The organism is Pseudomonas sp. GL_117 (genome assembly GCF_057835125.1).
Map to the genome: position 1 here is coordinate 2992478 of NZ_CM174418.1, position 23751 is coordinate 3016228.

General features: G+C 57.4%; 18 protein-coding genes. 7 read left to right on the forward strand and 11 right to left on the reverse strand.

Annotated elements, in window-relative coordinates:
* Positions 1-28 precede the first annotated feature (28 nt).
* Together AC3ISR_RS13350 and AC3ISR_RS13355 are read right to left on the reverse strand one after the other, a co-directional pair.
* The gene (locus AC3ISR_RS13350; protein ID WP_489324582.1) at positions 29-1066 is read right to left on the reverse strand and encodes an IS110 family RNA-guided transposase; all 1038 of its coding nucleotides are present in this window, start codon (positions 1064-1066) and stop codon (positions 29-31) included.
* A gap of 127 nt (positions 1067-1193) precedes the next feature.
* Complete coding sequence (locus AC3ISR_RS13355; protein ID WP_463983712.1) at positions 1194-1634, reverse strand: Lrp/AsnC family transcriptional regulator; 441 nt, start codon at positions 1632-1634, stop codon at positions 1194-1196.
* A gap of 109 nt (positions 1635-1743) precedes the next feature.
* Here AC3ISR_RS13355 and AC3ISR_RS13360 point away from each other — a divergent pair, with 109 nt between their 5' ends.
* Positions 1744-2649 carry a DMT family transporter gene (locus AC3ISR_RS13360; protein WP_192300108.1) on the forward strand — a complete coding sequence of 302 codons (906 nt, stop codon included), beginning with the start codon at positions 1744-1746 and terminating at the stop codon, positions 2647-2649.
* On the opposite strand, the gene AC3ISR_RS13365 is transcribed toward AC3ISR_RS13360, so the two are convergent.
* Both AC3ISR_RS13365 and AC3ISR_RS13370 read right to left on the reverse strand, forming a co-directional pair.
* Entirely contained in the window at positions 2627-4606 is a 1980-nt protein-coding gene (locus AC3ISR_RS13365; RefSeq protein ID WP_192300107.1) for a peptidase U32 family protein, read from the reverse strand. The two genes, AC3ISR_RS13360 and AC3ISR_RS13365, sit on opposite strands and share 23 nt — an antisense overlap.
* Before the next feature lie 245 nt (positions 4607-4851).
* Positions 4852-5232, reverse strand: a complete 381-nt coding sequence (locus AC3ISR_RS13370; protein WP_192300106.1) for a RidA family protein — start codon at positions 5230-5232, stop codon at positions 4852-4854.
* A gap of 185 nt (positions 5233-5417) precedes the next feature.
* On the opposite strand from AC3ISR_RS13370, the gene AC3ISR_RS13375 reads away from it, so the two are divergent.
* Positions 5418-6773 (forward strand): methyl-accepting chemotaxis protein, encoded by a 1356-nt coding sequence (locus AC3ISR_RS13375; RefSeq protein WP_192300105.1) that lies wholly within the window; start codon positions 5418-5420, stop codon positions 6771-6773.
* Between the two features lie 49 nt (positions 6774-6822).
* On the opposite strand, the gene AC3ISR_RS13380 is transcribed toward AC3ISR_RS13375, so the two are convergent.
* The 4 genes from AC3ISR_RS13380 to AC3ISR_RS13395 all read right to left on the reverse strand — a co-directional run bounded on the left by AC3ISR_RS13380 (position 6823) and on the right by AC3ISR_RS13395 (position 12312).
* Positions 6823-8145, reverse strand: coding sequence for an OprD family porin (locus AC3ISR_RS13380; protein ID WP_463983713.1), 1323 nt, complete (start codon positions 8143-8145; stop codon positions 6823-6825).
* A 467-nt stretch (positions 8146-8612) separates the two neighbouring features.
* Positions 8613-9482 carry an isocitrate lyase/PEP mutase family protein gene (locus tag AC3ISR_RS13385; RefSeq protein WP_226457589.1) on the reverse strand — a complete coding sequence of 290 codons (870 nt, stop codon included), beginning with the start codon at positions 9480-9482 and terminating at the stop codon, positions 8613-8615.
* 132 nt (positions 9483-9614) lie between these two features.
* Positions 9615-11261, reverse strand: coding sequence for a hypothetical protein (locus AC3ISR_RS13390; protein ID WP_463983714.1), 1647 nt, complete (start codon positions 11259-11261; stop codon positions 9615-9617).
* A 160-nt stretch (positions 11262-11421) separates the two neighbouring features.
* A complete protein-coding gene (locus tag AC3ISR_RS13395) occupies positions 11422-12312 on the reverse strand; it encodes a LysR family transcriptional regulator (RefSeq protein WP_192300101.1) in 891 nt (296 codons plus the stop codon).
* Between the two features lie 167 nt (positions 12313-12479).
* Here AC3ISR_RS13395 and AC3ISR_RS13400 point away from each other — a divergent pair, with 167 nt between their 5' ends.
* From AC3ISR_RS13400 to AC3ISR_RS13420, 5 genes are all read left to right on the forward strand, one after another.
* Positions 12480-13562, forward strand: coding sequence for a 4-oxalomesaconate tautomerase (locus tag AC3ISR_RS13400; RefSeq protein ID WP_463983715.1), 1083 nt, complete (start codon positions 12480-12482; stop codon positions 13560-13562).
* A gap of 44 nt (positions 13563-13606) precedes the next feature.
* Entirely contained in the window at positions 13607-14938 is a 1332-nt protein-coding gene (locus AC3ISR_RS13405; protein WP_463983716.1) for a dicarboxylate/amino acid:cation symporter, read from the forward strand.
* A 141-nt stretch (positions 14939-15079) separates the two neighbouring features.
* On the forward strand, positions 15080-16384 hold the full coding sequence (locus AC3ISR_RS13410; RefSeq protein ID WP_192300098.1) for a CitMHS family transporter: 1305 nt from the start codon (positions 15080-15082) through the stop codon (positions 16382-16384).
* Between the two features lie 91 nt (positions 16385-16475).
* Positions 16476-17729, forward strand: coding sequence for an OprD family porin (locus AC3ISR_RS13415; RefSeq protein WP_192300097.1), 1254 nt, complete (start codon positions 16476-16478; stop codon positions 17727-17729).
* Positions 17730-17809: 80 nt separating this feature from the next.
* A complete protein-coding gene (locus tag AC3ISR_RS13420) occupies positions 17810-19483 on the forward strand; it encodes a methyl-accepting chemotaxis protein (protein WP_463983717.1) in 1674 nt (557 codons plus the stop codon).
* A gap of 160 nt (positions 19484-19643) precedes the next feature.
* On the opposite strand, the gene AC3ISR_RS13425 is transcribed toward AC3ISR_RS13420, so the two are convergent.
* Genes AC3ISR_RS13425 through tcuA form a run of 3 tightly spaced genes read right to left on the reverse strand, consistent with a single transcriptional unit; the run spans position 19644 to position 23585 of the window.
* Positions 19644-20942 (reverse strand): MFS transporter, encoded by a 1299-nt coding sequence (locus tag AC3ISR_RS13425; protein WP_489324842.1) that lies wholly within the window; start codon positions 20940-20942, stop codon positions 19644-19646.
* Positions 20943-20989: 47 nt separating this feature from the next.
* Positions 20990-22147, reverse strand: a complete 1158-nt coding sequence (gene tcuB / locus AC3ISR_RS13430; protein ID WP_463983718.1) for a tricarballylate utilization 4Fe-4S protein TcuB — start codon at positions 22145-22147, stop codon at positions 20990-20992.
* Entirely contained in the window at positions 22134-23585 is a 1452-nt protein-coding gene (gene tcuA, locus AC3ISR_RS13435) for an FAD-dependent tricarballylate dehydrogenase TcuA (RefSeq protein WP_192300094.1), read from the reverse strand. Before tcuA ends, tcuB begins: the two co-directional genes overlap by 14 nt.
* Positions 23586-23751 lie beyond the last annotated feature (166 nt).

Genomic DNA, 23751 nt, shown 5'->3' on the forward strand with positions numbered 1-23751 from the left:
CATCACTGCCTTTGTTCAACCGCCCCGACTACGCCCCTGTTACATCTGGGGTGTAGTCGAGGCGGAACCTGCTGCCGTGGGCCAATAATGCCCAGGCTATTCGAACCGTTTTATTCGCCTGTGCCACAACCGCGACGTTAGTGTTACGACGCGCCAATAACCCCTTCAACCAATCCGCTGAAGGGTCTGTCTTACTTTCCACCACGCGAACGACTGACCTAGCGCCATGAACCAGCAAGGTGCGTAAATAGCCATCTCCCCGCTTGCTGATCCCCAATAATGTGGGCTTTCCTCCGCTGGAGTGTTGTCGCGGCACCAACCCGAGCCAGGCCGCCATTTGCCGGCCATTAGCGAAGTTTTTTGCGTCCCCCACCGACGCCACCAGAGCTGTCGCGGTGAGTGGTCCCACTCCTGGCATTTCTGCCAAGCGGCAACTGGCCTCGTTGGCGCGATGCCATTGTTGGATCTCTCGCTCCAACTCAACGACTTGTCGGTCCAGCTCTTTTAGATGTTCGTGCAAGCGCTGCATCAGTTGACGAAAAGATCCAGGAAGGTCGTTTTCATAATCTTCCAAAATGCCTGGCAAACGCTCGTTGATATGCCTGATTCCTTGTGGCAAGACCACGCCAAACTCAGCAAGAAGCCCGCGAATCGAATTAGCTTGCGCCGTCCGGGCTTTTACAAAACCTTGGCGTGCACGATGTACGGCAAGGATGGCTTGTTGCTCAACCGTTTTAACTGGCACAAAGCGCATATTGGGTCGAGTGACGGCTTCACAGATTGCCTCTGCATCGGCCGCATCATTCTTGTTCGACTTCACATAGGGTTTCACAAATTGCGGCGCCATCAGCTTGACCGTATGGCCAAGAGAATGCAGCTTTCTTGCCCAATAATGAGCGCCACCGCAGGCCTCCATGCCAATCAAACACGGTTCTAGCGTGGCAAAAAAAGGCACAACCTGCTCACGTTTAAGCTGTTTCTTCAGCGCCGTCTTGCCTTGTTCGTCGATGGCGTGAAGTTGAAACACTGCTTTTGCCAAGTCAATCGAAACAGTCGTAAGCTTCATGTGGACGCTCCCTTCCGTTAAGTGTGGGTAACACTTTCACTTTGGCACATAGATGCCGTTAGGAAGGGGGCGTCCATTCCATTACTACAGGCGAGCGCAGTACATTTCAAGCGCGGGGAAAGCAGCGTTACCTATCAAGCGGTGGCAAGCGGCGTTTGACCGGGGTTTTCTTGACGATGGCGGTGTTGGTCTCGGCATACACGTTGAGCCGGTCGAGCAGGCTGTCCAGCTGTTCCATGGTGCGCACATGCAGGCGTGCGATGAAGCAGTCGTCGCCCGTGACCTTGTCGCACTCGGTGAACTCGGGAATCGCCTGGATCTGGCGTTCGACTTCCTGCAATTGGCCGGGCAGGGGACGGATGCGCACGATGGCTTGCAGCAGGTAGCCGAAGTGTTTGGCGTCAATGTCCACCGTGTAGTGGGTCAGAACACCGCGTTCTTCCAAGCGCCGCAAGCGCTCGCCAACGCTGGGCGACGACAGCCCGGTGATTCCCGCCAGCGCCTTGAGGGACAGGCGTGAGTCGTCCATCAAGGCGGCGATCAGTTGCTGGTCGATGGTGTCGATCATGGTTTTTGCCTAATTAGTAAAGGTGATCCAGGGCTTTGGCCTTTTTTAGGCGCTGGAGCCGTTACCCAGCAGATTGCCATAATTGAGCCTCATTTGAGGAGCAGCAAACATGGACACATCCATCCGTCGCGGTTCGTGGGAAATGGTCGCCGCCATGCTCATCTCGGGCACCATTGGTTGGTTTGTACTGGTGTCGGGCGTGTCGGTGATCGAAGTGGTGTTCTGGCGCTGTGTCATCGGTGCGCTGACACTGTTGCTGGTCTGTGCCGTGCTCGGCTACCTGCGCCTGTCGCTGCTGACGTGGGCCAGGCTCGGGCTGGCGATGCTCAGCGGCGTGGCGATCGTTGGCAATTGGTTGCTGTTGTTCGAATCCTATTCACGTGCGTCCATCGCCATCAGTACAGCGGTGTACAACGTGCAGCCGTTCATGTTGGTGCTGTTGGCGGCGCTGTTTCTGGGGGAAAAGATTACTGTGCAGAAGCTCGCGTGGCTCAGCGTAGCGTTCCTTGGGATGTTGGCGATTGTCACTGCCCATGGCGAGCAGCAAGCCGGTGGCGGGGACTATCTGGCTGGGGTTGCGTTGGCCTCTGGCGCGGCGTTTTTGTATGCGATTGCCGCCTTGATCATCAAGCGCTTGAAGCAAGTGCCAGCGCATTTGATGGCGTTGATCCAGGTCGCCACCGGCGCATTGTTGCTGGCGCCACTGGTGACGTGGAGCAACCTGCCGGTAGCGCCCACCGCCTGGGCGGCGTTGGCGACGCTGGGCGTGGTGCACACAGGTGTGATGTATGTATTGCTGTACGGTGCGATCCAGAAACTGCCGACCGCGTTGACCGGCGCACTGTCGTTCATCTACCCGATTGCGGCGATCTTCGTCGACTGGATCGCCTTCGGGCATCGCCTGGGTTGGCTGCAATGGCTGGGAGTGGCGGCGATTCTGCTGGCGGCGGCGGGGTTGCAGCGGGGCTGGTGGTGGCCCCGCTCCCAGAGGGTTAGTGCGTACCCTGGAAAATAATGTTTTCCGGGTTGAAATGCTCCACTGCGCTGCCCGGTTGCGGCAGACCGAGGATATGCCCCTTGATCTTGCCCACCACGTGCATCTCGCAGGGTTTGCAGTCGAACTTGAGGGTCAGCACTTCGTCGCCGTGGATCAATTGCATGGGCGCGACCTTGGTCTTCACGCCCGTCACGCCCTTGGCCTGTTTCGGGCACAGGTTGAACGAGAAACGCAGGCAGTGCTTGGTGATCATCACCGGCACTTCGCCGGTTTCTTCGTGGGCTTCGAAGGCGGCGTCGATCAACTTCACCCCGTGACGGTGATAGAAGTCGCGGGCTTTCTGGTTGTAGACGTTGGCCAGGAACGACAGATGCGCGTCCGGGTACACCGGCGGCGGGGTGGTTTCGGCTTTGCGCCCACCACGCGGGTGCGCGGCAACGCGGGCGGCGGTCAGCGCTTCAATCACTTCGCGGCGCAGGGCCTTGAGCTGCGAGTTGGGGATGAAGAACGCTTGCGGCGCATCCAGCTGGATGTCGGTGGCGTGGTATTCGGTGGTGCCCAGTTGGCCGAGCAGGTCGCGCAGGGTGTCCAGGGCCTGTTCCGGCTTGTTGGCCACGCCGAACGGGCCGGGCAGGGTGACGCTGGCGCTGATGCCTTCTTCGCTGGTCGCGGTGACTTCCAACTGCGCTTCACGCAGGCGTGCAGCCCAGGTCAGACCGATACGGCGTTCGGACGAAGTCTTGAGCAGCGCCTGTTGCCAGTTGTGGTCCAGGTTGCGGTTCAGCGGGTGGTTGGGGCGTAGTTGATACAAACCGGCCGGCATTTCATTCGGCTCGACGCGGTAGCGGTAACGCTTCTCGCCATCTTCCTCGAACTCGCCCTTGGGCTCGGCAATGTTGGCGCGGAAACCCACGACCTCACGCTTGACCAGTACATTGAGACCGTCGCCGTTGGACAGCGGCTCATGGGTCACCACCTGCAAGTCGCGCTTGCCGGTTTTTTCCACCACACCCACCGGCAGGCCGGTGAAGGTCGGGGTATCGAAGGCGCCGATGTCGATCTTGCGGTCGGTGACGAAATAGTCGGTGCTGCCCCGGTGGAAGGTTTTTTCCGGGTCGGGCAGGAAGAAATGCGCAGTACGGCCGCTGGACGCACGGGCCAGGTCCGGGCGGTCTTCGAGCACTTCATCGAGGCGCTGGCGGTAATAGGCAGTGATGTTTTTCACATAGCCCATGTCCTTGTAGCGGCCTTCGATCTTGAACGAGCGCACACCCGCTTCGACCAGCGCGCGGATGTTGGCGCTCTGGTTGTTGTCTTTCATCGACAGCAGGTGCTTTTCAAAGGCCACGACGCGGCCCTGGTCGTCTTTCAAGGTGTACGGCAGGCGGCAGGCCTGGGAGCAGTCGCCACGGTTGGCGCTGCGGCCGTTCTGCGCGTGGGAGATGTTGCACTGCCCGGAGAACGCCACGCACAGGGCGCCGTGGATGAAGAACTCGATGGCGGCATCGGTTTCATCGGCGATGGCGCGGATTTCCTGCAGGTTCAGCTCGCGGGCGAGGACCAACTGCGAGAAACCGGCCTGGTCGAGAAACTTGGCGCGGCCCAGGGTGCGGATGTCGGTCTGGGTGCTGGCGTGCAGCTCGATGGGCGGAATATCCAGCTCCATCACGCCCAGGTCTTGCACGATCAACGCGTCGACGCCGGCGTCGTAGAGCTGATGGATCAGCTTGCGCGCGGGTTCCAGTTCGTTGTCATGCAAGATGGTGTTGATCGTGGTGAAGACGCGGGCGTGGTAACGGCGGGCGAATTCCACCAGTGAGGCGATATCGCTCACCTCGTTGCACGCGTTGTGACGGGCGCCAAAGCTTGGGCCGCCGATGTAGATGGCGTCGGCGCCATGCAGGATGGCCTCGCGTGCGATGGCGACATCGCGGGCAGGGCTGAGCAATTCAAGGTGGTGCTTGGGCAAGGACATAGTTTTTTTAGTCAGGCTTGTCACGGTTGAGGCGCGCATTGTAGCTGTGAAACGCTGGGGGGGCACCTACCACAAGGCTAACGGGTGTTTCCTGAGCCTTGGGATTGCAAACCCAATCAAATGTGGGAGCGGGCTTGCCCGCGAAGGCGCTGGATCAGTCAAACATCTATTGACTGACACACCGTATTCGCGAGCAAGCCCGCTCCCACACAAGCCCGCTCCCACATTTTTTGGCTGCGCCTGGCTTAGGCTTTTGCGGCCATTGCGGTGACTTCGACGCGCATGCCATCGACGGCCAACGCGGCCACGCCAACGGCTGCCCGCACCGGCCACGGCTTGGCGAAGAAGCGCTTGTAGACGTCATTGAACGCGGCGCGATCGGCCATATCCGTCAAGTAGATCGTCAGGTGCATGACCCGGTCCATGGAACTGCCGGCCTTTTCCAGGGCGACTTTCAGCGCTTGCAGGGTGCATTCGCTCTGCAAGGTGATGTCGCCCAGCTCCAGGCTGCCGTCGGCACGGGTGGGAATCTGGGTGGAGACCAGGATGCCGTTGAAGCCGATCACGTCGGAGGAAATCGAATCTGCATCGGGGTCGGGGGTGTAGTGCAGGTCGTGGTTGGCCATGGGGGCTCCGCTCAGGTCAAAGGGTTGCCAGTTTAAACACAGGGGCAGGGTGGGTCACGGTGGCGATGCGCGGCGTGTAAATATTGACGTCAATTAATAAATATTTTTTCCGTGTCAAGTCCGTTTTTTTTACGCCGATACTAGACTCAGGCACTACAGGATCACGCTTGAGCGAGAGGTACGTCATGTTCAATAAAGTCTTAAAAACAGAACTGGCGGCCAGGACGGCCGACGTCACTGAATATAAGGGGCTGATCGCCGCGCTCGAGCGCTCCATGGCGGTGGTCGAATTCGATCTGACCGGCAAGGTCTTGCGCGCCAACGAAGTTTTCCAGAACACCCTGGGTTACAGCGCCGCGCAATTGATGGGCAAGTCCCACCGCGACTTCTGCTTGCCGGAACTGACCGGCAGCCCGGCTTACACGGAATTCTGGAACGACCTTCGTGCTGGCAAGTTCGTGTCGGGCACCTTCAAACGAGTGGCTTCCAACGGAAAAACGGTGTGGTTGGAGGCCAGCTACAACCCGGTGCTGGATACCCAAGGCCATGTGTTGAAAGTGGTCAAGTACGCGCTGGATGTGACACAGAAAGTCGAACAGGAAGCGGCGACCCGCAGCAAACTCGCGGCGCTGGACCGGGCAATGGCCGTGATCGAGTTCGACTTGAATGGTCAGGTGCTCGACGCCAACGAAAACTTCCTGAACGTCATGGGCTATTCCCTGGCTGAACTCAAAGGCAAACATCACCGCATGTTTTGCGAACCCGCATTGGTCAACAGCAGTGAGTACAGTGACTTCTGGCGACGCCTGAACAACGGTGAGTTTTTCACCGGGCAATTCAAGCGCATCGGCAAGCATGGTCGCGTCGCGTGGTTGGAGGCCAGCTACAACCCGGTGTATGACGGCGATGGCAAACTGCTCAAGATCGTCAAGTTCGCCAGCGACATCACCGAGCGGGTAGAGAAATTCGAGGAAGACTCCCGTGGCGCGTCGCGGGCCTATCACATCTCCTCCGAGACCGAGCGCTTTGCCGAGCATGGCACCCAGGTGATCCAGGAAACTGCCAGCGAGATGCGCCGCATCGCCGACAACATCGGTGCATCCGCACGACTGGTGGGGCAGTTGGGCGACCGTTCCGAGCAGATCACGGCCATCGTCAACACCATTCGCGGTATTGCCGACCAGACCAACTTGTTGGCGCTCAACGCAGCGATCGAGGCGGCGCGCGCGGGCGACCAGGGGCGCGGGTTTGCGGTGGTGGCCGATGAGGTCCGACAACTGGCCGGGCGCACCAGCCGCTCGACGGCGGAAATTGCCGAGATGATCGGCATGATCCTCTCGGAAACGCGTGACGCGGTGACCAGCATGAACGCCACCCAGGAAGGCGCGCAACGGGGTGTGAATCTGGCCGATCAGGCCGGTTCGGTGATCCTGCAGATCCGCACCAGCACCAGCGATGCGGTGCAAGCGGTGAGCATGTTTGCGTCGAAGCTGGATGAGTCGGAAGTCATTCCCAAGACCGCAGTAGGCTGGGTGGGGTAGCACGGTCATGAGCCGGCCGGCGCCCTGTCGGCCGGCTCAGTGTGGTCGCCTACAGCAAGGTAAACGGATAGTCGACAATCAGCCGCAGCTCGTTCAACTTGCCATCGCCCTGGTCGGCGTTCGACGACACGATGGCATCACGCACCCGTAGCGATAGGTTCTTCGCCGGGCCGCTCTGGATCACGTATTTGGCTTCCACATCGGTCTCGTGATGCGCGCCGTCCGAGCCATAGTCGTTGGCGTAGGCGCTGTGAGCCGGTGTGTGGCTGCCGTCGATGTCCGAGCCGTTGATGTAACGGCCCATGAAACTCAGCCCAGGCACGCCATAGCTGGCCATGTTCAGGTCATAACGGATACCCCAGGACTGCTCGCCGGGCCCGTTGAAATCGCCCCACTGCACCGAGTTGGCGAGGAACACTGAATCGCCGCCTTCGCCCGCACCGTTGTTGCCGCTGCCGATGTAGTCAAACGGCGTATCGCCATGCACTTTCTGGAACGACAACGTCAGCGTGTGCGCCTGCCAGAACGAATAGGCCGCCGCCACCGAATAAGTGGTGTTGTTGATCGCCCCGGCCTTGGCGCTGCCGGTGTCGAGGGTGCGGTACAGGTTGCCGTCCAGGGCCAGTGACTGGTCGTGGCCCAAGGGGATCACGTAGTTGAGGTTGGTGTAGTACTGGCGCCAGATGTCCTCCAGTTCGCCGGCATACAGCGTCGCGCTCAGTGACGGGCTGAAGGTGTATTTGCCGCCGACAAAGCTCGCACTGTTGGCGGCGATGTTGGCGTAGGTCGCGTAGATGTCGTGGTCGTGGTTGCTGGTCATGCCGCTGTTGGTGCTGGTGAAGTGCCCGGCTTCCAGGTCGAGGCCGGCGATTTCGCTGCTGGTCAGGTCGAAACCGGTGGCCGTCTGCGGCAACAGGCGGGTGCCGCCGGTAGCGAAGACCGGGGCGGTGGGCTGCATGTCGCCGAACTTGAGCTGGGTCTTGGAGATTTTTACCTTCACCGCCGCGCCCACTGAGCCGTAGGCATTTTCTGGATCGCCGTTGCGGTCGGTCGGCAAGTTGCCAGTGCCGGCGTCGCTGTGGGTGGCGTCGAGTTTCAGCCCGCCGTAGGCATAGGCATCGACTCCGAAGCCGATGGTGCCCTGGGTGAAGCCCGAGGCATAGTTGAGCATCGCGCCCTGGGTCCAGTCACGATTGTCGGCCTTGCCGCTCGCGCGGTCGCGGTCCATGTAGTAGTTGCGCAACAGCCCGGTGATGCTGCTGCCGTCGATAAAGCCTTTCGATTCGGCCTGGTCGCTGACCGACTCGGCCAATGCCATTTGACTGATACTGGCGCACACCGCCAGTGCCAGCAGACTGCTGTGTTTAAACATTTATTTAATCCCCAAGAATATTGAACGCGCGCGCAAACACCGCACTTGTTGGATAGCGCATAACATTGTTTTGGCAGATGTTTTCAGGTGAGGCATTACCGTTTTTATTATCTTCGACGTGGCTGCCTAAGCTGATTCTAAGCAGAGTCTGCGTGGCCTGCAGCCAGGGGAAGGATGAAACTCGATTAATTAAACTTCACGGTATTTATTGGCTACCGGGTGTAGCGTGGAACTGTCTTAGCCGCTCTGCTTCGACAAAATCCTTTGGTTGCCGCCGCAGACTCTGCGGCGGATTTTTTTCGTGCGCGCGAGTTTTTAGTTGGCTGTTTAGTTGCGGTTAGTGGCATTGGTGAGCAGGGCGCTCAGGGCGGGGCATGCGATGGGGTGGCGCTGGCGTGACGCCGCCAACGGTGGCGGTGAGCCCATGGCAGGAGGAGGGCATTCACCGCTTACCTGGCAGGTAAGGACTACTCTTTTACATCCATGAACTCTTGCGCCCACGCCACGTAACTCTCGGGCAACGTGTAGGTGTGCGTCAGTTCGGTAGCGCTGAGGTTCGAGGTGCTGTGAGTCAACTGGCGCTGGGCGCGCAGGCTGTCGTAGGTGGCCTTGATCGCGGCGAAATATGCACCGTGACCGGCAACCACCACACGAACGCCGAGGCTGGCCAGACGTTGGGCGTCATGGAGTTTCGGGTTGCCGTAGGTCACCAGCATCAACGGCACCGTGAGGTTTTCTGCGATCTTCTCCAGGTGCTCGAAGTCACTGACACCGACCATGCAAATCCCATCCGCACCGGCTTTTTGATAGGCCAGGGTGCGCTCTATCACCGCTTCGGTGGGCAATACACCGGCGTTGGTCCGCGCAATGATCGACAGTTCCGGATCGACCCGTGCTTCCAGCGCGGCGCGGACCTTGCCGATACCTTCGTCGATGGAAATCAGATCCGTGGATTTACGCCCGAATTGTGCGGGCAGCAGCGTGTCTTCAATGGTCAACGCGGCCACACCGGCACGCTCAAGTTCTTCGACGGTGCGCATCACGTTCAGGGCATTGCCGTAACCGTGGTCGGCATCGGCAATAAACGGCAGTTGGGCGACGCGGCCGATGCGGGTGGCCTGCTCGACAAACTCACTCAGGGTGATCAAGGCAAAATCGGGGGCGGCGAGCACCTGCAACGAGGCGACGGAGCCGCCCAGGATGCCCACTTCAAAACCCAGGTCGGCGGCGATACGCGCGGACATCGGGTCAAAGACGGAAGCAGTTTCTACGCAGGTAGGCGTTGCAAGCAATTCACGGAAATTACGGCGCAGGGCGGTGTGAGACTTTTTCGGCATGATCTTTCCTGGTTGGGGCCTTTGACTGCATGGGATCAAAGCCGATGAGGGAGGTGGCAGATTACCATGTAGGAAAAGGGAGGATTATGACGTTTGAGAATGGGGTATGCGGGGTAGGCATATTGCACCGTATTAGTGCGATTCATCGCGATCAAGACTGTGCGGTGCCAGCTTTACCACTTCGTTTTTATTGAATATCCAGCGTTTGCCCGAAGAAGAATAGATATTCATGAACTCAACGAGGGAGATACACGTAAAGTCTTTGATCTGATTTGCGACGAATGTTGGGTACCGCGTTATCATTACGCGGCAAATAGCACCAAACTGGATGCCGGGATCAAATACCTCTTGAAAATAGGCTTCCAGATCGTTGAGATTGTCAGCGGCCCATGTGTACTTTTTGGAGAATTTCTCGCTGTAACTATTTTTGCTGGTGATAAATTTTGTGAGATCATCCCGGTGCGTTCTGGGCTCGGTAGATTGAATAACTTGTTTGTCTTCAATAATGATGAGCAATTGTTGATCAGGGCAGAAAACGAGATGGTCGATTTCGCCGACATCGGCTGGAACTTCAATTTTTTGACCCTTTTTGAAGCGTAGGTTTTTTACGGATGACAGGCCGCGCAGTCCAATGCGCTCGAAGTTGCTTGTCACCACGCTTTCAAACCAGCGACCCGACTTTAAGGAAACATCTGCCAACTCTGCACCCACCTGTTTGGCGTACCATTCAGTCGGGATTTTTTTGAAAGCGAATTCTCGGACCAGACATGTTAAACATTCTGTTGCCATAAGCTGAGAGAAGAACATCAGTTCGTCGCCGTTATGGTAATCGTAAAAAAACGGACGCTTATAGGCTCTATACTCTTGTTTCGGACTAAATAGCTCTCTGCGTTCCTCGCGCATTTTTTCAGGCGAGAGAGATAGCCCATCTAAAAATAATCGAGCCTGCTCTGCTGATACCGCGTAAGTCTTAATAATTGTCGCAAGTACTTCGTCGCGATAGAAAAAACAAATACGCTCTGGATGTTCGGCGTCGCTATAGGTAGTGATGATCCACTGAAAAATACCTAAAACTGTTGTATACGTAATCCCTAGGTGGCGAATGAAACTTTCTTCAGTAAGCTCACTGTGCGCGGCGTGATCGCACAGAAAGTCTGGGCTGGGAATATAGAGTTCTTCATCACGATAAGCCTCACGCGGGTCAAAAATTGTATCGGCGTCTTGAGGCACATTAAAATAGGTTTCTTCCAGAGGGTCGAGGATGAGTGTGACGTTCTCCATCAAATATACATAGTTGTCGCTACGCATATAAAGACTGACCAGTTCTTCGGCGGCGACAAACACCATAGCTATCGCATCTTGTTGTTCAGGGAGACTATGGTTCGAAGCGTTGTCTTTCATGTCTGCCAGGCAGATCAGTTCAAGTAGATATTTTATCCCTCTACGGGCTGACACTGCGTAGCCCTGCCAGAATATTTCTTCCTCTTTAGGAAGCAGGCCGAGTTTGTATTTATTGGAAATTTGTCCGTAGCGTTCATATTGCTGCACTAAGAATGAAGCGAACCCCCTGGAATTTATTATGGGTAGGTGTTCGGCAAGGATTTTCCGATACAGTTCGAACATGTGATTCACGATGTTTTTTATTTCGGCCCTGTCGGTGTAGATCCCGGGTTCGAATTGTTCGAATACGCCTCTTTTGATTCGTTGGAAGATAAGGTCTTCATGACGTTTGCTCGCCCTGTAGATTTCAATCCCGCCCAACGCTTTCGGTACGAACATCCTATTATTCCTGTCGTAAGTGACTTGCCGATTTTGTGGCTAAATTCGCCACCCGAGGTTCGCGGCCAACCCATTCACTCGGTTGCAATCGTCCACATAGTCGGCATTGCTCAACGCCGTTCGGCGGTTATCTCAACCCAGGCTAAGGGGAAGAAAGAGGTCATTGCTCCCACTGCTCCAGCAGTATCGAGACGAATTTTTCCGCTGCCGGAGAGAGTGAGGCGCCTCTTCGGTACACCAGTCCCAACGATCGGTTGACGATGGGCTCTATCAACGGGACGCTCACCAATGTTGGATGATCCTCAGCAGGCATTGCCAGGCTCGGCATTGCCGAGACGCCTAATCCAGCTTCTACCAGACCCAGCGATGTAGACAGGTGTTGCACCTCATAGAACCACTGTGGCCGCCAGCTCAAGCCCGACAACGCGTGGTCAAGCAGCATGCGGTTGCCGCTCAGGCGACCGACCCCGATAAGGCGGTAATTGCTGAGTTCCGACCAGGTGACTGCGCTGCGCTCAGCCAGCTCATGGTCGCGTCGACACGCTAAAACAAAAGGCTCGTTGACCAACGGCACGAATTCTATGTCGGGGTGCTGGCCGCTCATCATGTTGATGCCAAAGTCGGCTTCGCCACGCAGAACAGCCTCCAGGCCTTCGTTTGCACTGAGATCGAGCAAGCGAATGCGGATTTGTGGATAGCGCTCGTTGTAGAGGCGGATCACCGTCGGGAGGAAGTAGAAAGCGGCGGTGGGGATACAGGCCAGGGTTACACGGCCGCTCTGCCGCTCCGCCAGTTCCCGGATGTTAAGGATCGAGTCGTCGAAGTCATCCAGTAAGCGTCGTGCCTTGGGTAGGAAGTCTCGCCCAACGCTAGTAAGACTTACCCTCCTTGTCGTGCGATCGAGGAGGGCTGTTCCTAATCCCTCTTCAAGCTTTTTCATTCTCCGACTTAGGGCTGGCTGGGAGAGATGCAGTGCATCGGCAGCCTCGTGGAAGCTGCCAAGTTCTGCGATTTTCACGAAAGATCGGATGTCGTTCAGCTCATAATTCACGTTTTTTATCTCAGCAGACGAGAGTTGTTCAGTCCGCTCATCCTAAAATCATCATTCGTCAAACGCAATAATCAGGCTGATATTTGCATTGGAAACAAATTTTAAAGCCTGCGACTCTTGCTCACAAGGCAACAATTACCCCGATTGATCAACAAGAGTCAGTATTCATGCAACGAATTCCCTGTGTGCTAATGCGCGGTGGTACTTCCAAAGGCCCGGTGTTTCTCGCCTGGGATCTACCTGTTGCGATCGACGAGCGTGATGAGCTGCTGCTCAACCTGATGGGTTCTGGCCATGAGCTGGAAATTGACGGCATCGGTGGTGGTAGCCCACAAACCAGCAAGGTGGCGATCGTCAGCCCATCGCTGCATCCTGAGGCGGATGTCGATTATCTGTTTGTGCAAGTCATGGTCTCCCAGCGTCGAGTCGACACCGCACCCAATTGCGGCAACATGCTTTGCGCCGTTGGCCCGTTCGCCATTGAGCATGGGCTGGTAAAAGCCTCCAAAGATCTGACTCGCGTGCGGATTCGCAACCTCAACACGGGGACTTTTGTGAACGCCGAGGTACAGACCCCCGATGGGCAGGTCAGCTATGAAGGCGACACCGCCATCGACGGTGTGCCGGGTACCGCCGCTCCTGTGCAACTGACCTTCCTGGATGCAGCGGGCAGCAAGACCGGCAAACTCTTCCCGACTGGGCAAACGCAGGATTTGATCGATGGCATTCCAGTGACCTGCATCGATATGGCAATGCCGATGATGATCATCGAAGCCGGCCAACTGGGTAAGCGCGGTGATGAAAGTCCTGCTGAATTGGATGCCGACAAAGAGTTCTTGCGCCGTCTGGAAGACTTGCGACTGCAAGCCGGGTTGGCAATGGGCCTGGGTGATGTCAGTGACAAAGTGATTCCCAAGCCTGTACTGGTGTCTCCGGCCAAGGCTGGCGGCACCATCCAGGTGCGCTACTTCATGCCACACAACTGCCACCGCGCCTTGGCGATCACCGGCTCCATCGGCCTGGCCACCGCGTGTGTCACGCCGGGCAGTGTTGTCGCACAATTGCTCGGCGGGGCTAGCGAGCCGCGCTTGAAGCAAGTACGCATTGAACATCCAAGCGGCGGGATAGATGTCGTATTGTCCTACACCGGTGCTCAGGGTGAGACAATTCGTGCCTCGGTGGTGCGTACATCACGCAGGCTGTTCTCCGGTTTTGTCTACGCCACGGCTTCCCAACGACTCGCCGGATAATTTCCCCTAGTCATTGCCGTCTTTGCATCAGCACAATTCTAAAAATGGGTGATGCCATGAAAGTTGTAAAATCGCTCTACTTCCAGATTCTCTTCGCCGTGTTGTTGGGCGTGCTGGTCGGGCACTTCTGGTCGCAACAGGCCATTGCCTTGAAACCGCTGGGTGATGCCTTCATCAAGCTGATCAAGATGATGATCGCTCCGGTGGTGTTCTGCACCATCGTCACCGGTATCGCCGGCATGAGCGACAAACGTGCGCTCGGTCGTCTGTTGAGCAAGACCATGTTGCTGTTCCTGGCGTTGACCGTGATCAGTTTGATTATCGGCCTGGTGGCGGTCTACCTGTTCAAACCCGGTGTGGGCATGAACATTGACCCCACCCAGTTGAGCACCAAGGGCCTGACGCAGTACACCGATTCCGCCGCGAAGTTGGGAGTGGTCGAGTTTTTCATGCACATCATCCCCGATACTTTCATCGGTGCTTTCAATAAAGGTGAAGTGCTGCCGGTGTTGTTCATTGCGGTGCTGTGTGGTTTTGCTCTTTCAGCCATAGGCGAGCGTGGCAAGCCGGTACTGGATGTACTGGAATCCGCCTCGCACATGGTGTTCAAGATCTTCTCCTACCTGATGCGCGTTGCTCCGATCGGTGCCTTTGGCGCTTTGGCGTTCACTGTGGGCCAGTACGGTATTACCTCGTTGGGTTCGCTGGCCAAGCTGATCATGACGTTGTACATCGCCTGTGCCTTCTTCGTCTTTGTGGTGCTGGGCAGCATTTGCCGGGCGAATGGCTTCAGTCTCTGGAAGTTGCTGCGCTACTTGCGCGAAGAATTCCTGGTGGTGCTAGGGACTTCCTCCACCGAGCCGGTGATGCCGCGAATGTTGGAAAAGCTGCAGGCCTTGGGCTGCAAAAAAGGTGTGGTGGGGCTGGTGCTGCCAACGGGTTACTCGTTCAACCTCGACGGCACGGCGATCTACCTCTCGCTGGCAGCGGTGTTCATTGCTCAGGCCTGCAACATTGAACTGAGCCTGATGCAGACCGTAACCATGCTGGCCATCATGCTGTTGTCCTCGAAGGGGGCAGCAGGTGTCACCGGCGCCGGTTTCGTCGCACTGGCGTCGACGCTGACGGTGATCCATGACATTCCCCTGGCTGGCCTTGCCCTGCTGATCGGGATCGACCGCTTCATGTCGGAAGCCCGGGCGCTGACCAGCCTGGCCAGCAACGCCGTGGCTACCGTGGTGATGGCCATCTCGGAGAACGCCTGCGATCGCGAAACACTGCTGCGGACGCTGGACGGTAAACCTTCGCCCGCTGTGAACCCAACCCAGGTTCAGAACGCGGACTGGGATGGCCTGAGGGTCACGGAACACGTCTAACCGGCCGCGGCCGACTCTAGACCCTTTAATTACCTCAAGAACAACCCCCCGCCAGGTACCGTTGATCGGGCCATCTGGCGGGCACGGGGTCGTACGCCTGCGCGTCGGCCACGCTACTCATAAGAACAAGAGAACTTACCTATGCTCGCATTGCTTGGCTTGGCCATGGTGGTGGTCTTCACCGTCCTGATAATGACCAAACGGTTGTCGCCGATTGTCGCCCTGACAGTGGTGCCGATTGTGTTTGCCGTCATTGGCGGTTTCGGTGGCACTACCGGCAAGATGATGCTCGATGGCTTGAAAATGGTCGCGCCTTCGGCTGCGCTTCTGCTGTTCGCGATCTTGTTTTTTGGCTTGATGATCGACGCCGGCCTGTTTGACCCGCTGATTCGCAAGATCCTCAAGCGCGTCAACGGCGACCCGATGAAAATCGCTGTTGGCACAGCGTTGCTGTCGCTGGTGGTGGCCCTGGACGGTGATGGCACCACCACCTACATGATTACCTGTGCGGCAATGCTTCCCCTATACAAACGTATCGGGATGAATCCAATGATTCTGGCGACCATTGCCATGCTTTCTCTGAGCATCATGAGTGGCATGACCCCTTGGGGAGGGCCAGCGACCCGGGCGATCGCGGCGCTGGGCCTGGATGCCGGTGCCTATTTCGTGCCCTTGCTGCCGACCATGATCGGCGGTGCGATGTGGGTGGTCTTCACCGCCTTCCTGCTGGGTCGTGCCGAGCGCAAGCGTATCGGTAATATCCAATTGGAAAGCGGCGGCGGCGACTGCTACATCAAGGCGATTCTTGAAGACACTCCGCACAAGCGCCCGAAGCTGGCCTACGTCAACCTGCTGTTGGTGATCGCGGTGATGATCGCACTGGTGATGGGGATCATGCATTCCGCGATCCTGTTCCTGATCGGGTTCGTACTGGCGCTGATGATCAACTATCCGCAACTGGATATTCAGAAGGAGCGCATCCTTGCCCATTCGGGCAACGCGATGACCGTCGTACTTCTGGTATTTGCCGCCGGTATCTTTGCCGGGATTTTTTCGGGCACCAAGATGGTCGACTCTCTGGCGCAAACCCTGGTTGACTGGATTCCGCCGTCTTGGGGGCATCTGTTCCCACTGGTAGTGGCAATTACCAGCATGCCGCTGACCTTCGTGCTGTCCAACGATGCTTACTACTTCGGCGTGGTGCCCATCCTGGCGAATGCCGCTGCGGCGTATGGCATTGACCCGGTGGAGATCGCCCGCGCATCGATTCTCGGCCAGCCGGTACACCTGATGAGTCCGTTGGTAGCTTCAACCCTGTTGCTGGTGGGCATGGTTGATCGCGACATCGGCGACTTCCAGAGAGCCACCGTCAAATGGGCGGTACTCACTTCCCTGGTGATTACCGCGCTAGCCCTGCTGACCGGGGCGATCAGTCTCTTCACCTGAATCCGCCAACACCACCTGTTTTTTCCTGACGCGCCTCGCGAGCGAGGCGCGCACTGTCCTGCACTCTAAAAACAACAATGAGTAGTTTGCCATGACCACTTTGCACACCCGACGGGCGCTGTTTTCACTTCTTGGTTTGTTGCCGCTGACCAGTGCCAATGCAGAAGGATTTATCGATGACAGCAAGCTCAAGCTGCAATTGCGCAACGTCTATTTCAATGAAAATTTCCGCGACGAACATGGCTTGAGTGCGAAATCGGCAAGCACGGCCAAGAGCGAGCGAACCGAGTGGGCCCAAGGATTTCTGTTGGATTACCAGTCAGGGTTTACCCCCGGCACCATCGGGTTTGGGGTGGATGCCCTAGGCCTGCTCGGGGTCAAGCTCGATTCCGGCCGTGGCCGCAGCGGCACTGGCTTGTTGCCCGTCCATGATGACGGTCGCGCGGCTGACGAATTCGCAAGCCTGGGTATGACTGCCAAGGTCCGACTGGCCAAGACCACGGTCAAATACGGCACCTTGTTACCCAAGACTCCAGTGCTGATCTACAACGATGCGCGACTATTGCCGCAAACGTATCAAGGCACACAGATCAGTAGCGTCGACATCGAGAACCTCACTCTCACCGGGGGTTACCTGGATCGATTCAAGCTGCGTGATTCCACCGACAGCATGCCGATCGTGCCCGACGGTTATCGCGGAGATAAATCAGGGGACTTCAGCTATGCCGGGGCCGAATACAAGTTGGGGAAAAGCGTTCGTTTGAGTTACTTCTACGGCGAACTGGAAAACTTTTATCGTCAGAATTTTGCAGGTATCCAGCACGATCTACCCTTGGGCGGCGGCGTGCTGACCAGTGATTTGCGCTACTTCAACAGTATCGATACGGGCTCTGCCTACGGGGGCAAGATCGACAACGACATGCTCAGCGGGCAACTGTCCTACGCCATTTCCGGCCATACCTTCGGTGGTGGCTACCAGACCCTCAGGGGTGATGCCGGATTGCCCTTTATCAGCGGTGCAACGATTTACTCCTTCAGCAACGCCGGCATCGGTAAGTTCGTCGAAGAGGATGAAAAAACCTGGATGCTCAACTACGGCTATAACTTTGCTGCCGTCGGTGTGCCGGGCCTGACGTTCTCCACCCGGTATCTGAGTGGTAACGACGGTAAGTCCAACACCGCGGTAAAAGAGTGGGAGCGTGATGCCGAACTGGCGTACGTCGTGCAACAAGGCACCTTCAAAGGTCTGGGTGTGCGGTTGCGTAACTACGTTTATCGCTCTGATTATTCCCGTGGCCGTGACAGCAACCGGATCTACTTTACCTACGACATCGCCCTCTGGTGATCTCCTGAACGCGGCCTTGCGATTGTCGCAGGCCGCCTCTTCTGCGGCGGCTTCATAGGATTGGGTAAAGGATTTCAACGATGTCGTTCAAAACCAAAATACTGTTGCTGACCTTATTACCAGTGATGTTGTTTGCTCTGGTTTTAGGTTTGAGCGCCCGCGGCACTTTGCAGTCCCAGGCCGAGCAGGAAGTCACTCAGACCCGCGAGCGACTGCTTGAGGAGAGCCGCATACGGCTCAAGGATTACGCGAGCATTGCGCGCACTTCTATAGCCGAGCTTTATGATCGAGCTGCTCCCGGGGATTCCTCCAGCCGAGCCTTGGCAATCAGCCGCTTGTCGAAAGTGAAGTATGGTGATGACGGCTATTTCATCGGGTATGACAGCCAGGTTGTGCGCCTGTTTCGCGGTGACAGCAGCGAAGGCGTCGGCATTAACATGAGTGACCGCAAAGACATCAACGGGATTTTCTTGAACCGTGAAATGGTTGCAGCGGCAAAAAATGACACTCACTTCGTCAACTATTCAGGTGGAGTGGTCAACACCGATAAAGTCGTGCCGAAGCTCGCATACAGCTTTTATTTGCCCAAGTGGGACATGATCGTGGTCACCGCGATCAACCTGGACAGCATTGAGGTTCAGGTCGCCAAGGTGCGGGCCGACGTTGATCTACGGGTACGCCATTTGATGTACAGCATTGCCATCACCGCTACCGCACTGATTGGCATTATTGGGGCTCTGACGCTACTGCTGGTCAGGCGCAGTTTGCGGCCCCTGACCCTGATCCGAACCCATCTTGACGAAATCGCGGCGGGTGAGGGTGATCTGACGCGGCGTCTGCCGCGTGTCAGTCGAGATGAGCTGGGACAACTTGCCGGTTCGTTCAATGCGTTTATCGAAAAGATTCACAGCCTCGTCAGCCAGATCGTTGCCATGAGCGAGCACTTGAATGGGTCGGTAAGCCATGTGGCCGAGCAGAGCAGGCAAATCGACCGCGCTATGGATCAGCAGCGCCAGGAAACCGACCAGGTGGCTGCGGCGATAAACGAGATGTCATCGGCGGCACAAGAAGTGTCGGTCAGTGCACAAAGTGCTGCAGATGCAGCCGTCGAGACCGACAGACAGTCCCGCCACGCCAGGCAAATAGTCAATGACAGCATGACTCGAATTCAGGCACTGGCCGTGGAGCTTGATGAGAGCGGTGTCGCCATGAAGAGTCTTCAAGACGATGTGACCGCAATCGTCACCGTGCTGGATGTCATTCGCTCGATTGCGGAACAGACCAATCTTCTGGCACTCAATGCAGCCATTGAAGCTGCCCGTGCCGGTGCTGCCGGGCGCGGGTTTGCGGTGGTGGCTGATGAAGTGCGAGCCCTGGCCAGTCGTACTCAGCGCAGTACCGAGGAAATCCAGGCAATGGTTGAGCGTCTCAAGGGCACCACGGGTGGCGTAGTCAATGCCATGCACCAATCCACCCAAGCCGCTCAAGGTGCTAATGCTCAGGCCGATCAGGCGGGGGAGTTTCTGGGTAACACGGTTGAACTGATCGCCACTATCAATGCGATGAACGCACAAATCGCGAGCGCTGCAGAGGAGCAGACCTCGGTGGCTGAAGAGATCAACCGCGGGGTGCATCAGATCGCACGCGCCATTGACAGCGTGGCCGGCCAGACTCAGCTCGGGGTCAAGACAGTCGATGAGTTGTATATGATCGGTAATCGTCTGCAGATCTTGCTGGGGCAATTCAAAATCTGATGCCGTGCTGTACGGCGCCAGTCAGGTCGATGGAGGGGCAGGGCGTTGGACGGGATAGGTGCGTTGTCGGCCCGCATTGATACGTAAACGAGTCAATGCAGGCCAAGGCGCGATATTTATTCAGCGCAACGTCCTGATTTCCACCCAGCCCTCGCTTTCATCAAGCGTTGGCGGGCAGTGCTTTTGGCCGGCGATACAGGATCGTTGTCGCTGTGAATCCGCACAACGCTGCAAACATCAGCCAGTAGGCGGGCGACGCCTTGTCACCTGTTGCCTGCACCAGGATTGTTGATACGGCGGGGGTAAAGCCGCCGAACACAGCCGTCGCCAAACTGAATGCCAGGGAAAACCCTACGACTCGTACGTTCTGAGGCATCACCTCGGTCAATGCCGCAACCATCGCGCCGTTGTAAATGCCAAAGAAGAAAGAGAAGTACAGCAGCACAGCGAGCAGTCGTTCGAAACTTGCCGCCGCGGCCAGCCAATGCGTGGCGGGATAGGCGGTGAAGATGCACAGCAAGGAGACCGCCAATAGCAAGGGGCGACGGCCAATGCGATCAGAAATCGTACCGCCGATGGGCAGCCAGATGAAGTTGCTCAGGCCGACGAAGAGCGTGACCACCAGACTGTCACTGGTACTCAGGTTGAGTACCGACCGGCCGAAAGTCGGGGTGTAGACGGTAATGAGATAGAACGTGGTGGTGGTCATCGACGCTAACAGACCACCAGCCAGTACCGTGCGCCAGTTGTCCCGCATCGAGCGAAAGACTTCACTGGCGCTTGGGTGATGGCTGCGCGCTTTGAATGCATCGGTTTCCTGTAGCGAGCGGCGAATAATGAAGATGAACGGGATAATCAGGCAACCAATGAAAAATGGGATACGCCAGCCCCAGGCGGCAACGTCGGCAGCCTCCATGGAGGCGTTAATTGTATAGCCCAGCGCAGCCGCAAGAATGATGGCCACTTGTTGGCTGGCCGACTGCCAACTGGTAAAGAAGCCCCGGCGTCCGGGCGTGGCAATTTCAGCCAGGTACACGGAAACACCACCCATTTCCGCACCCGCGGAGAATCCCTGCAACAGGCGCCCGAGCAACACCAATATCGGCGCTGCGATGCCTATGCTGGCGTAGCCTGGAACCAAGGCGATCAAGACAGTGCCCGCGGCCATGATCGACAGCGTCACGATCAGCCCCTTGCGCCGGCCCACCTTGTCGATGTAAGCGCCCAGCACGATAGCGCCCAGCGGTCGCATCAGAAATCCCGAGCCGAATACGGCGAAGGTCATCATTAACGAGGCGAACTCGCTGGTAGTCGGAAAGAATGTCTGGGAGATGTAAGTTGCATAGAACCCGAACAGGAAGAAGTCGAACTGTTCGAGAAAATTGCCGCTCGTGACCCGCAGGATGGCGCCCAGTTTCGACCCTTTGGATCGAGTGTCTTGAGTTGTTGTTTTCATCATGGCTACCGTGGTGATCAATATTGTTTTTGGAATGAGTGGTGCTGCGATCAATCGCTTGCGGCGTTAATCGGGTTGGGTTGGCGTTTTTCGATGGAGTACTTCAGCAGCGCGGCGCTGCGGAAAATGCCATGGGCGAATTTGCTGTAGGGCATGGTCAGGAAAAACGCCATGACCAGGCCGAGATGGATCGCCAGCATCAAGCCCAGGGCAGCGCTTTCGCGAAACGCCAGGAGTGCCAGGCCGCTGGCGCTGACTAGAAACAGCAGCGCGATAAAGCCACGATCCATGGGCTTCTGGTGTTCGTCGCCGTGCTCAGGATTGCGACGCAGGTTCAACCACAACAGGCCTGCGGGGCCTATCAGCAGGCCAACTCCACCTGCGATGCCCAGCATCACCGGCAAACTCAGGACGGGGTAGGGCGCCGACCAGTCCAGCAGGAAATGGTAAAGCGTGGCGACACTGGTGGCGGCGAAGCACAACATGAAGCCGTAGAAGGTGAAGTGGTGGAAACGCCGCCGCCACAGGGTGAACTGATCATCGGCGTTATTGCAGCCCTCGCCATGACCTCCGTCCAGGTATTTGAGGCGCGCGACGTTGGCTGTGGCCTCCAGTGCAGCGGCGGTCTTTTCCTGCGGGGACGCATCCGCCGGTGAAACGTTGCGCCAGAAGCGCCGCACGCCAATCGTCAAGGCAAGTACCGCGAAACCGAAGACCGCACCGAACATCAGCGCCAGCGTGTTATGCGGGAAGATCCCGTAGAAATTCCCCCCGGGCATTGCGGTAAACAGATTGCCCATCGCCAACAACGTGAGGCACAGGAACAGTGCCAGCCCTGCACCGGATGCCAGCGCCAGAGCCAACCCGTTGCGCCGGTACAACTTGCCCATCACCTGTGGCCAGGCGTACTCGGCATAAGTGTCGAGACGGACTTTGGCCATGGCCTTGGGCACATTGATTTCGAATTCGTGAGGGGCAGCGTACTGACAGGCATGCAGGCACGCACCGCAGTTATGGCAAAGGTTCGCCAGGTAGTGGATATCCGCCTGAGAAAACTCCAGACGCCTTGTCATGGCTGGGAATACAGCGCAGAAGCCCTCGCAGTAACGGCAGGCATTGCAAACGGTCATTTGTCGCTGAACTTCGCTTTCATCAAGGTTGAGTACGGGAATCAAATTGCCCGGTGCCTTGGGGTCAAACAGCTGCATGTTGGGGCTCCGTGGAGGAAGGGGTCAGGAAGCCGGCCGCAGCCGCGGCTTGCACACCGGCGATGCGACCGAATGCGGTACCAATGGCCATGCCGATGCCGGCGGTATAGCCCTTGCCCAATACGTTGCCCGCCATCATTTCTCCTGCGACAAACAGGTTGGGGCTGGGCTTGCCGTTGAAATGAACGGCGGCGGTATCGTCGGTAGCCAGCCCCAGATAGGTGAAGGTCACGCCTGGCTTGAGTGGGTAGGCGCAGAAGGGGGGCTTTACCAATGGGCGGGCCCAATGGGTTTTGGCGGGTGTCAAACCTTCGGTGTGGCAGTTGTCCAGCGCGGTGTGGTCGAACGTGCCGACGCGGCAGGCGGCGTTGTATGCCTCGATGGTTTTGACAAATTGCGTCACGGGAAGCTTCAACTGGCGCGCCAGGTCTTGCAGGGAGTTGGCTTTAGTGCCCGGAAACACCGGAGGCATGAAACGGCCGAGGGCTTGTTGATCGATGATTGAGTAGGCCTGTTGACCGGGTTGGCCCGCCACCAGGCGGCCCCAGATCGCATAGCGCTTGGGCCAGAAATCCTCGCCTTCATCATAGAAGCGTTCGCCGTCGCGGTTGACCACTACGCCCAGCGATACGCAATCGATACGGGTACAGATACCGCCGTCATACAGGGGCGCACGCGCGTCGATGGCCACCATATGCGCTTGGGTGGGATCGCCGATAAAGTCGGCGCCCAGGTTCTGCATGCGTTGCAGCAGCACGCCGGTATTGAAGCGCGTCCCGCGAATCAGAAAGTTGTCAGAAGGCCATTCTCCGCGCTCGTTCTGACCCCAGGCCTCGCGCAGCCACTCGCGGTTCGACTCGAAACCGCCAGCCGCCAGAACGCAGGTCCTGGCCTGGATTCGCTCGGCAGGCAAACGCTGTCCGTCGACCTCACGCTCACCGAGATGGGCCGCGACGAATGCTCCGTCCTTCAACTCGATGTCGGTGACTTGAGCGTTGTAGCGGATTTTCACGCCCAGCCGCTCGGCGCTGCGGAAGTACGCGTTGACCAAGGCTTTGCCGCCGCCCATGAAAAACGCATTGGTACGCGCAACATGCAGAGCACCGGACAACGACGGCTGAAAATGCACACCGTGGGAACGCATCCAGTCACGGCAGTTCGACGAGGCGCGGATCACAATACGAGCAAGCTTTTCGTTGGTAATCCCGCCGGTGACCTTCAGCAGATCCTGCCAGTATTCTTCTTCGGGATAGGCATCGACCAATACATCTTGCGGTGCTTCGTGCATGCATCGCAGGTTTCGGGTGTGTTGCGAGTTGCCGCCGCGCCAGATTTTCGGTGCGCCCTCCAGCAGCATCACGCTAGCGCCGGCTTCTCGCGCCATCAACGCCGCACACAAGGCGGCATTGCCGCCGCCAATTACTAATACGTCGATCATCATCACTCCTCAATCGCAAGGAGGCATGAACGAAGTGCTCCTCGCGAGTGGGGAGAAGGTAGGGCGGTCAGCGTGTTGTCGAAAGGCGCAAAACCAGTCGAGGTGTTTAGTTTTTATAAAGGCTTTGCTGCGGATCACACCATTCTTGGCAGCCGAGAGGAGGAGG

Excerpts from the sequence above, each read along its gene's own strand:
- AC3ISR_RS13350 (WP_489324582.1), bottom strand. The coding sequence starts at position 1,066 with ATGAAGCTTACGACTGTTTCGATTGACTTGGCAAAAGCAGTGTTTCAA.
- AC3ISR_RS13355 (WP_463983712.1), bottom strand. The coding sequence starts at position 1,634 with ATGATCGACACCATCGACCAGCAACTGATCGCCGCCTTGATGGACGAC.
- AC3ISR_RS13360 (WP_192300108.1), top strand. The coding sequence starts at position 1,744 with ATGGACACATCCATCCGTCGCGGTTCGTGGGAAATGGTCGCCGCCATG.
- AC3ISR_RS13365 (WP_192300107.1), bottom strand. The coding sequence starts at position 4,606 with ATGTCCTTGCCCAAGCACCACCTTGAATTGCTCAGCCCTGCCCGCGAT.
- AC3ISR_RS13370 (WP_192300106.1), bottom strand. The coding sequence starts at position 5,232 with ATGGCCAACCACGACCTGCACTACACCCCCGACCCCGATGCAGATTCG.
- AC3ISR_RS13375 (WP_192300105.1), top strand. The coding sequence starts at position 5,418 with ATGTTCAATAAAGTCTTAAAAACAGAACTGGCGGCCAGGACGGCCGAC.
- AC3ISR_RS13380 (WP_463983713.1), bottom strand. The coding sequence starts at position 8,145 with ATGTTTAAACACAGCAGTCTGCTGGCACTGGCGGTGTGCGCCAGTATC.
- AC3ISR_RS13385 (WP_226457589.1), bottom strand. The coding sequence starts at position 9,482 with ATGCCGAAAAAGTCTCACACCGCCCTGCGCCGTAATTTCCGTGAATTG.
- AC3ISR_RS13390 (WP_463983714.1), bottom strand. The coding sequence starts at position 11,261 with ATGTTCGTACCGAAAGCGTTGGGCGGGATTGAAATCTACAGGGCGAGC.
- AC3ISR_RS13400 (WP_463983715.1), top strand. The coding sequence starts at position 12,480 with ATGCAACGAATTCCCTGTGTGCTAATGCGCGGTGGTACTTCCAAAGGC.
- AC3ISR_RS13405 (WP_463983716.1), top strand. The coding sequence starts at position 13,607 with ATGGGTGATGCCATGAAAGTTGTAAAATCGCTCTACTTCCAGATTCTC.
- AC3ISR_RS13410 (WP_192300098.1), top strand. The coding sequence starts at position 15,080 with ATGCTCGCATTGCTTGGCTTGGCCATGGTGGTGGTCTTCACCGTCCTG.
- AC3ISR_RS13415 (WP_192300097.1), top strand. The coding sequence starts at position 16,476 with ATGACCACTTTGCACACCCGACGGGCGCTGTTTTCACTTCTTGGTTTG.
- AC3ISR_RS13420 (WP_463983717.1), top strand. The coding sequence starts at position 17,810 with ATGTCGTTCAAAACCAAAATACTGTTGCTGACCTTATTACCAGTGATG.
- AC3ISR_RS13425 (WP_489324842.1), bottom strand. The coding sequence starts at position 20,942 with ATGATGAAAACAACAACTCAAGACACTCGATCCAAAGGGTCGAAACTG.
- tcuB (WP_463983718.1), bottom strand. The coding sequence starts at position 22,147 with ATGCAGCTGTTTGACCCCAAGGCACCGGGCAATTTGATTCCCGTACTC.
- tcuA (WP_192300094.1), bottom strand. The coding sequence starts at position 23,585 with ATGATCGACGTATTAGTAATTGGCGGCGGCAATGCCGCCTTGTGTGCG.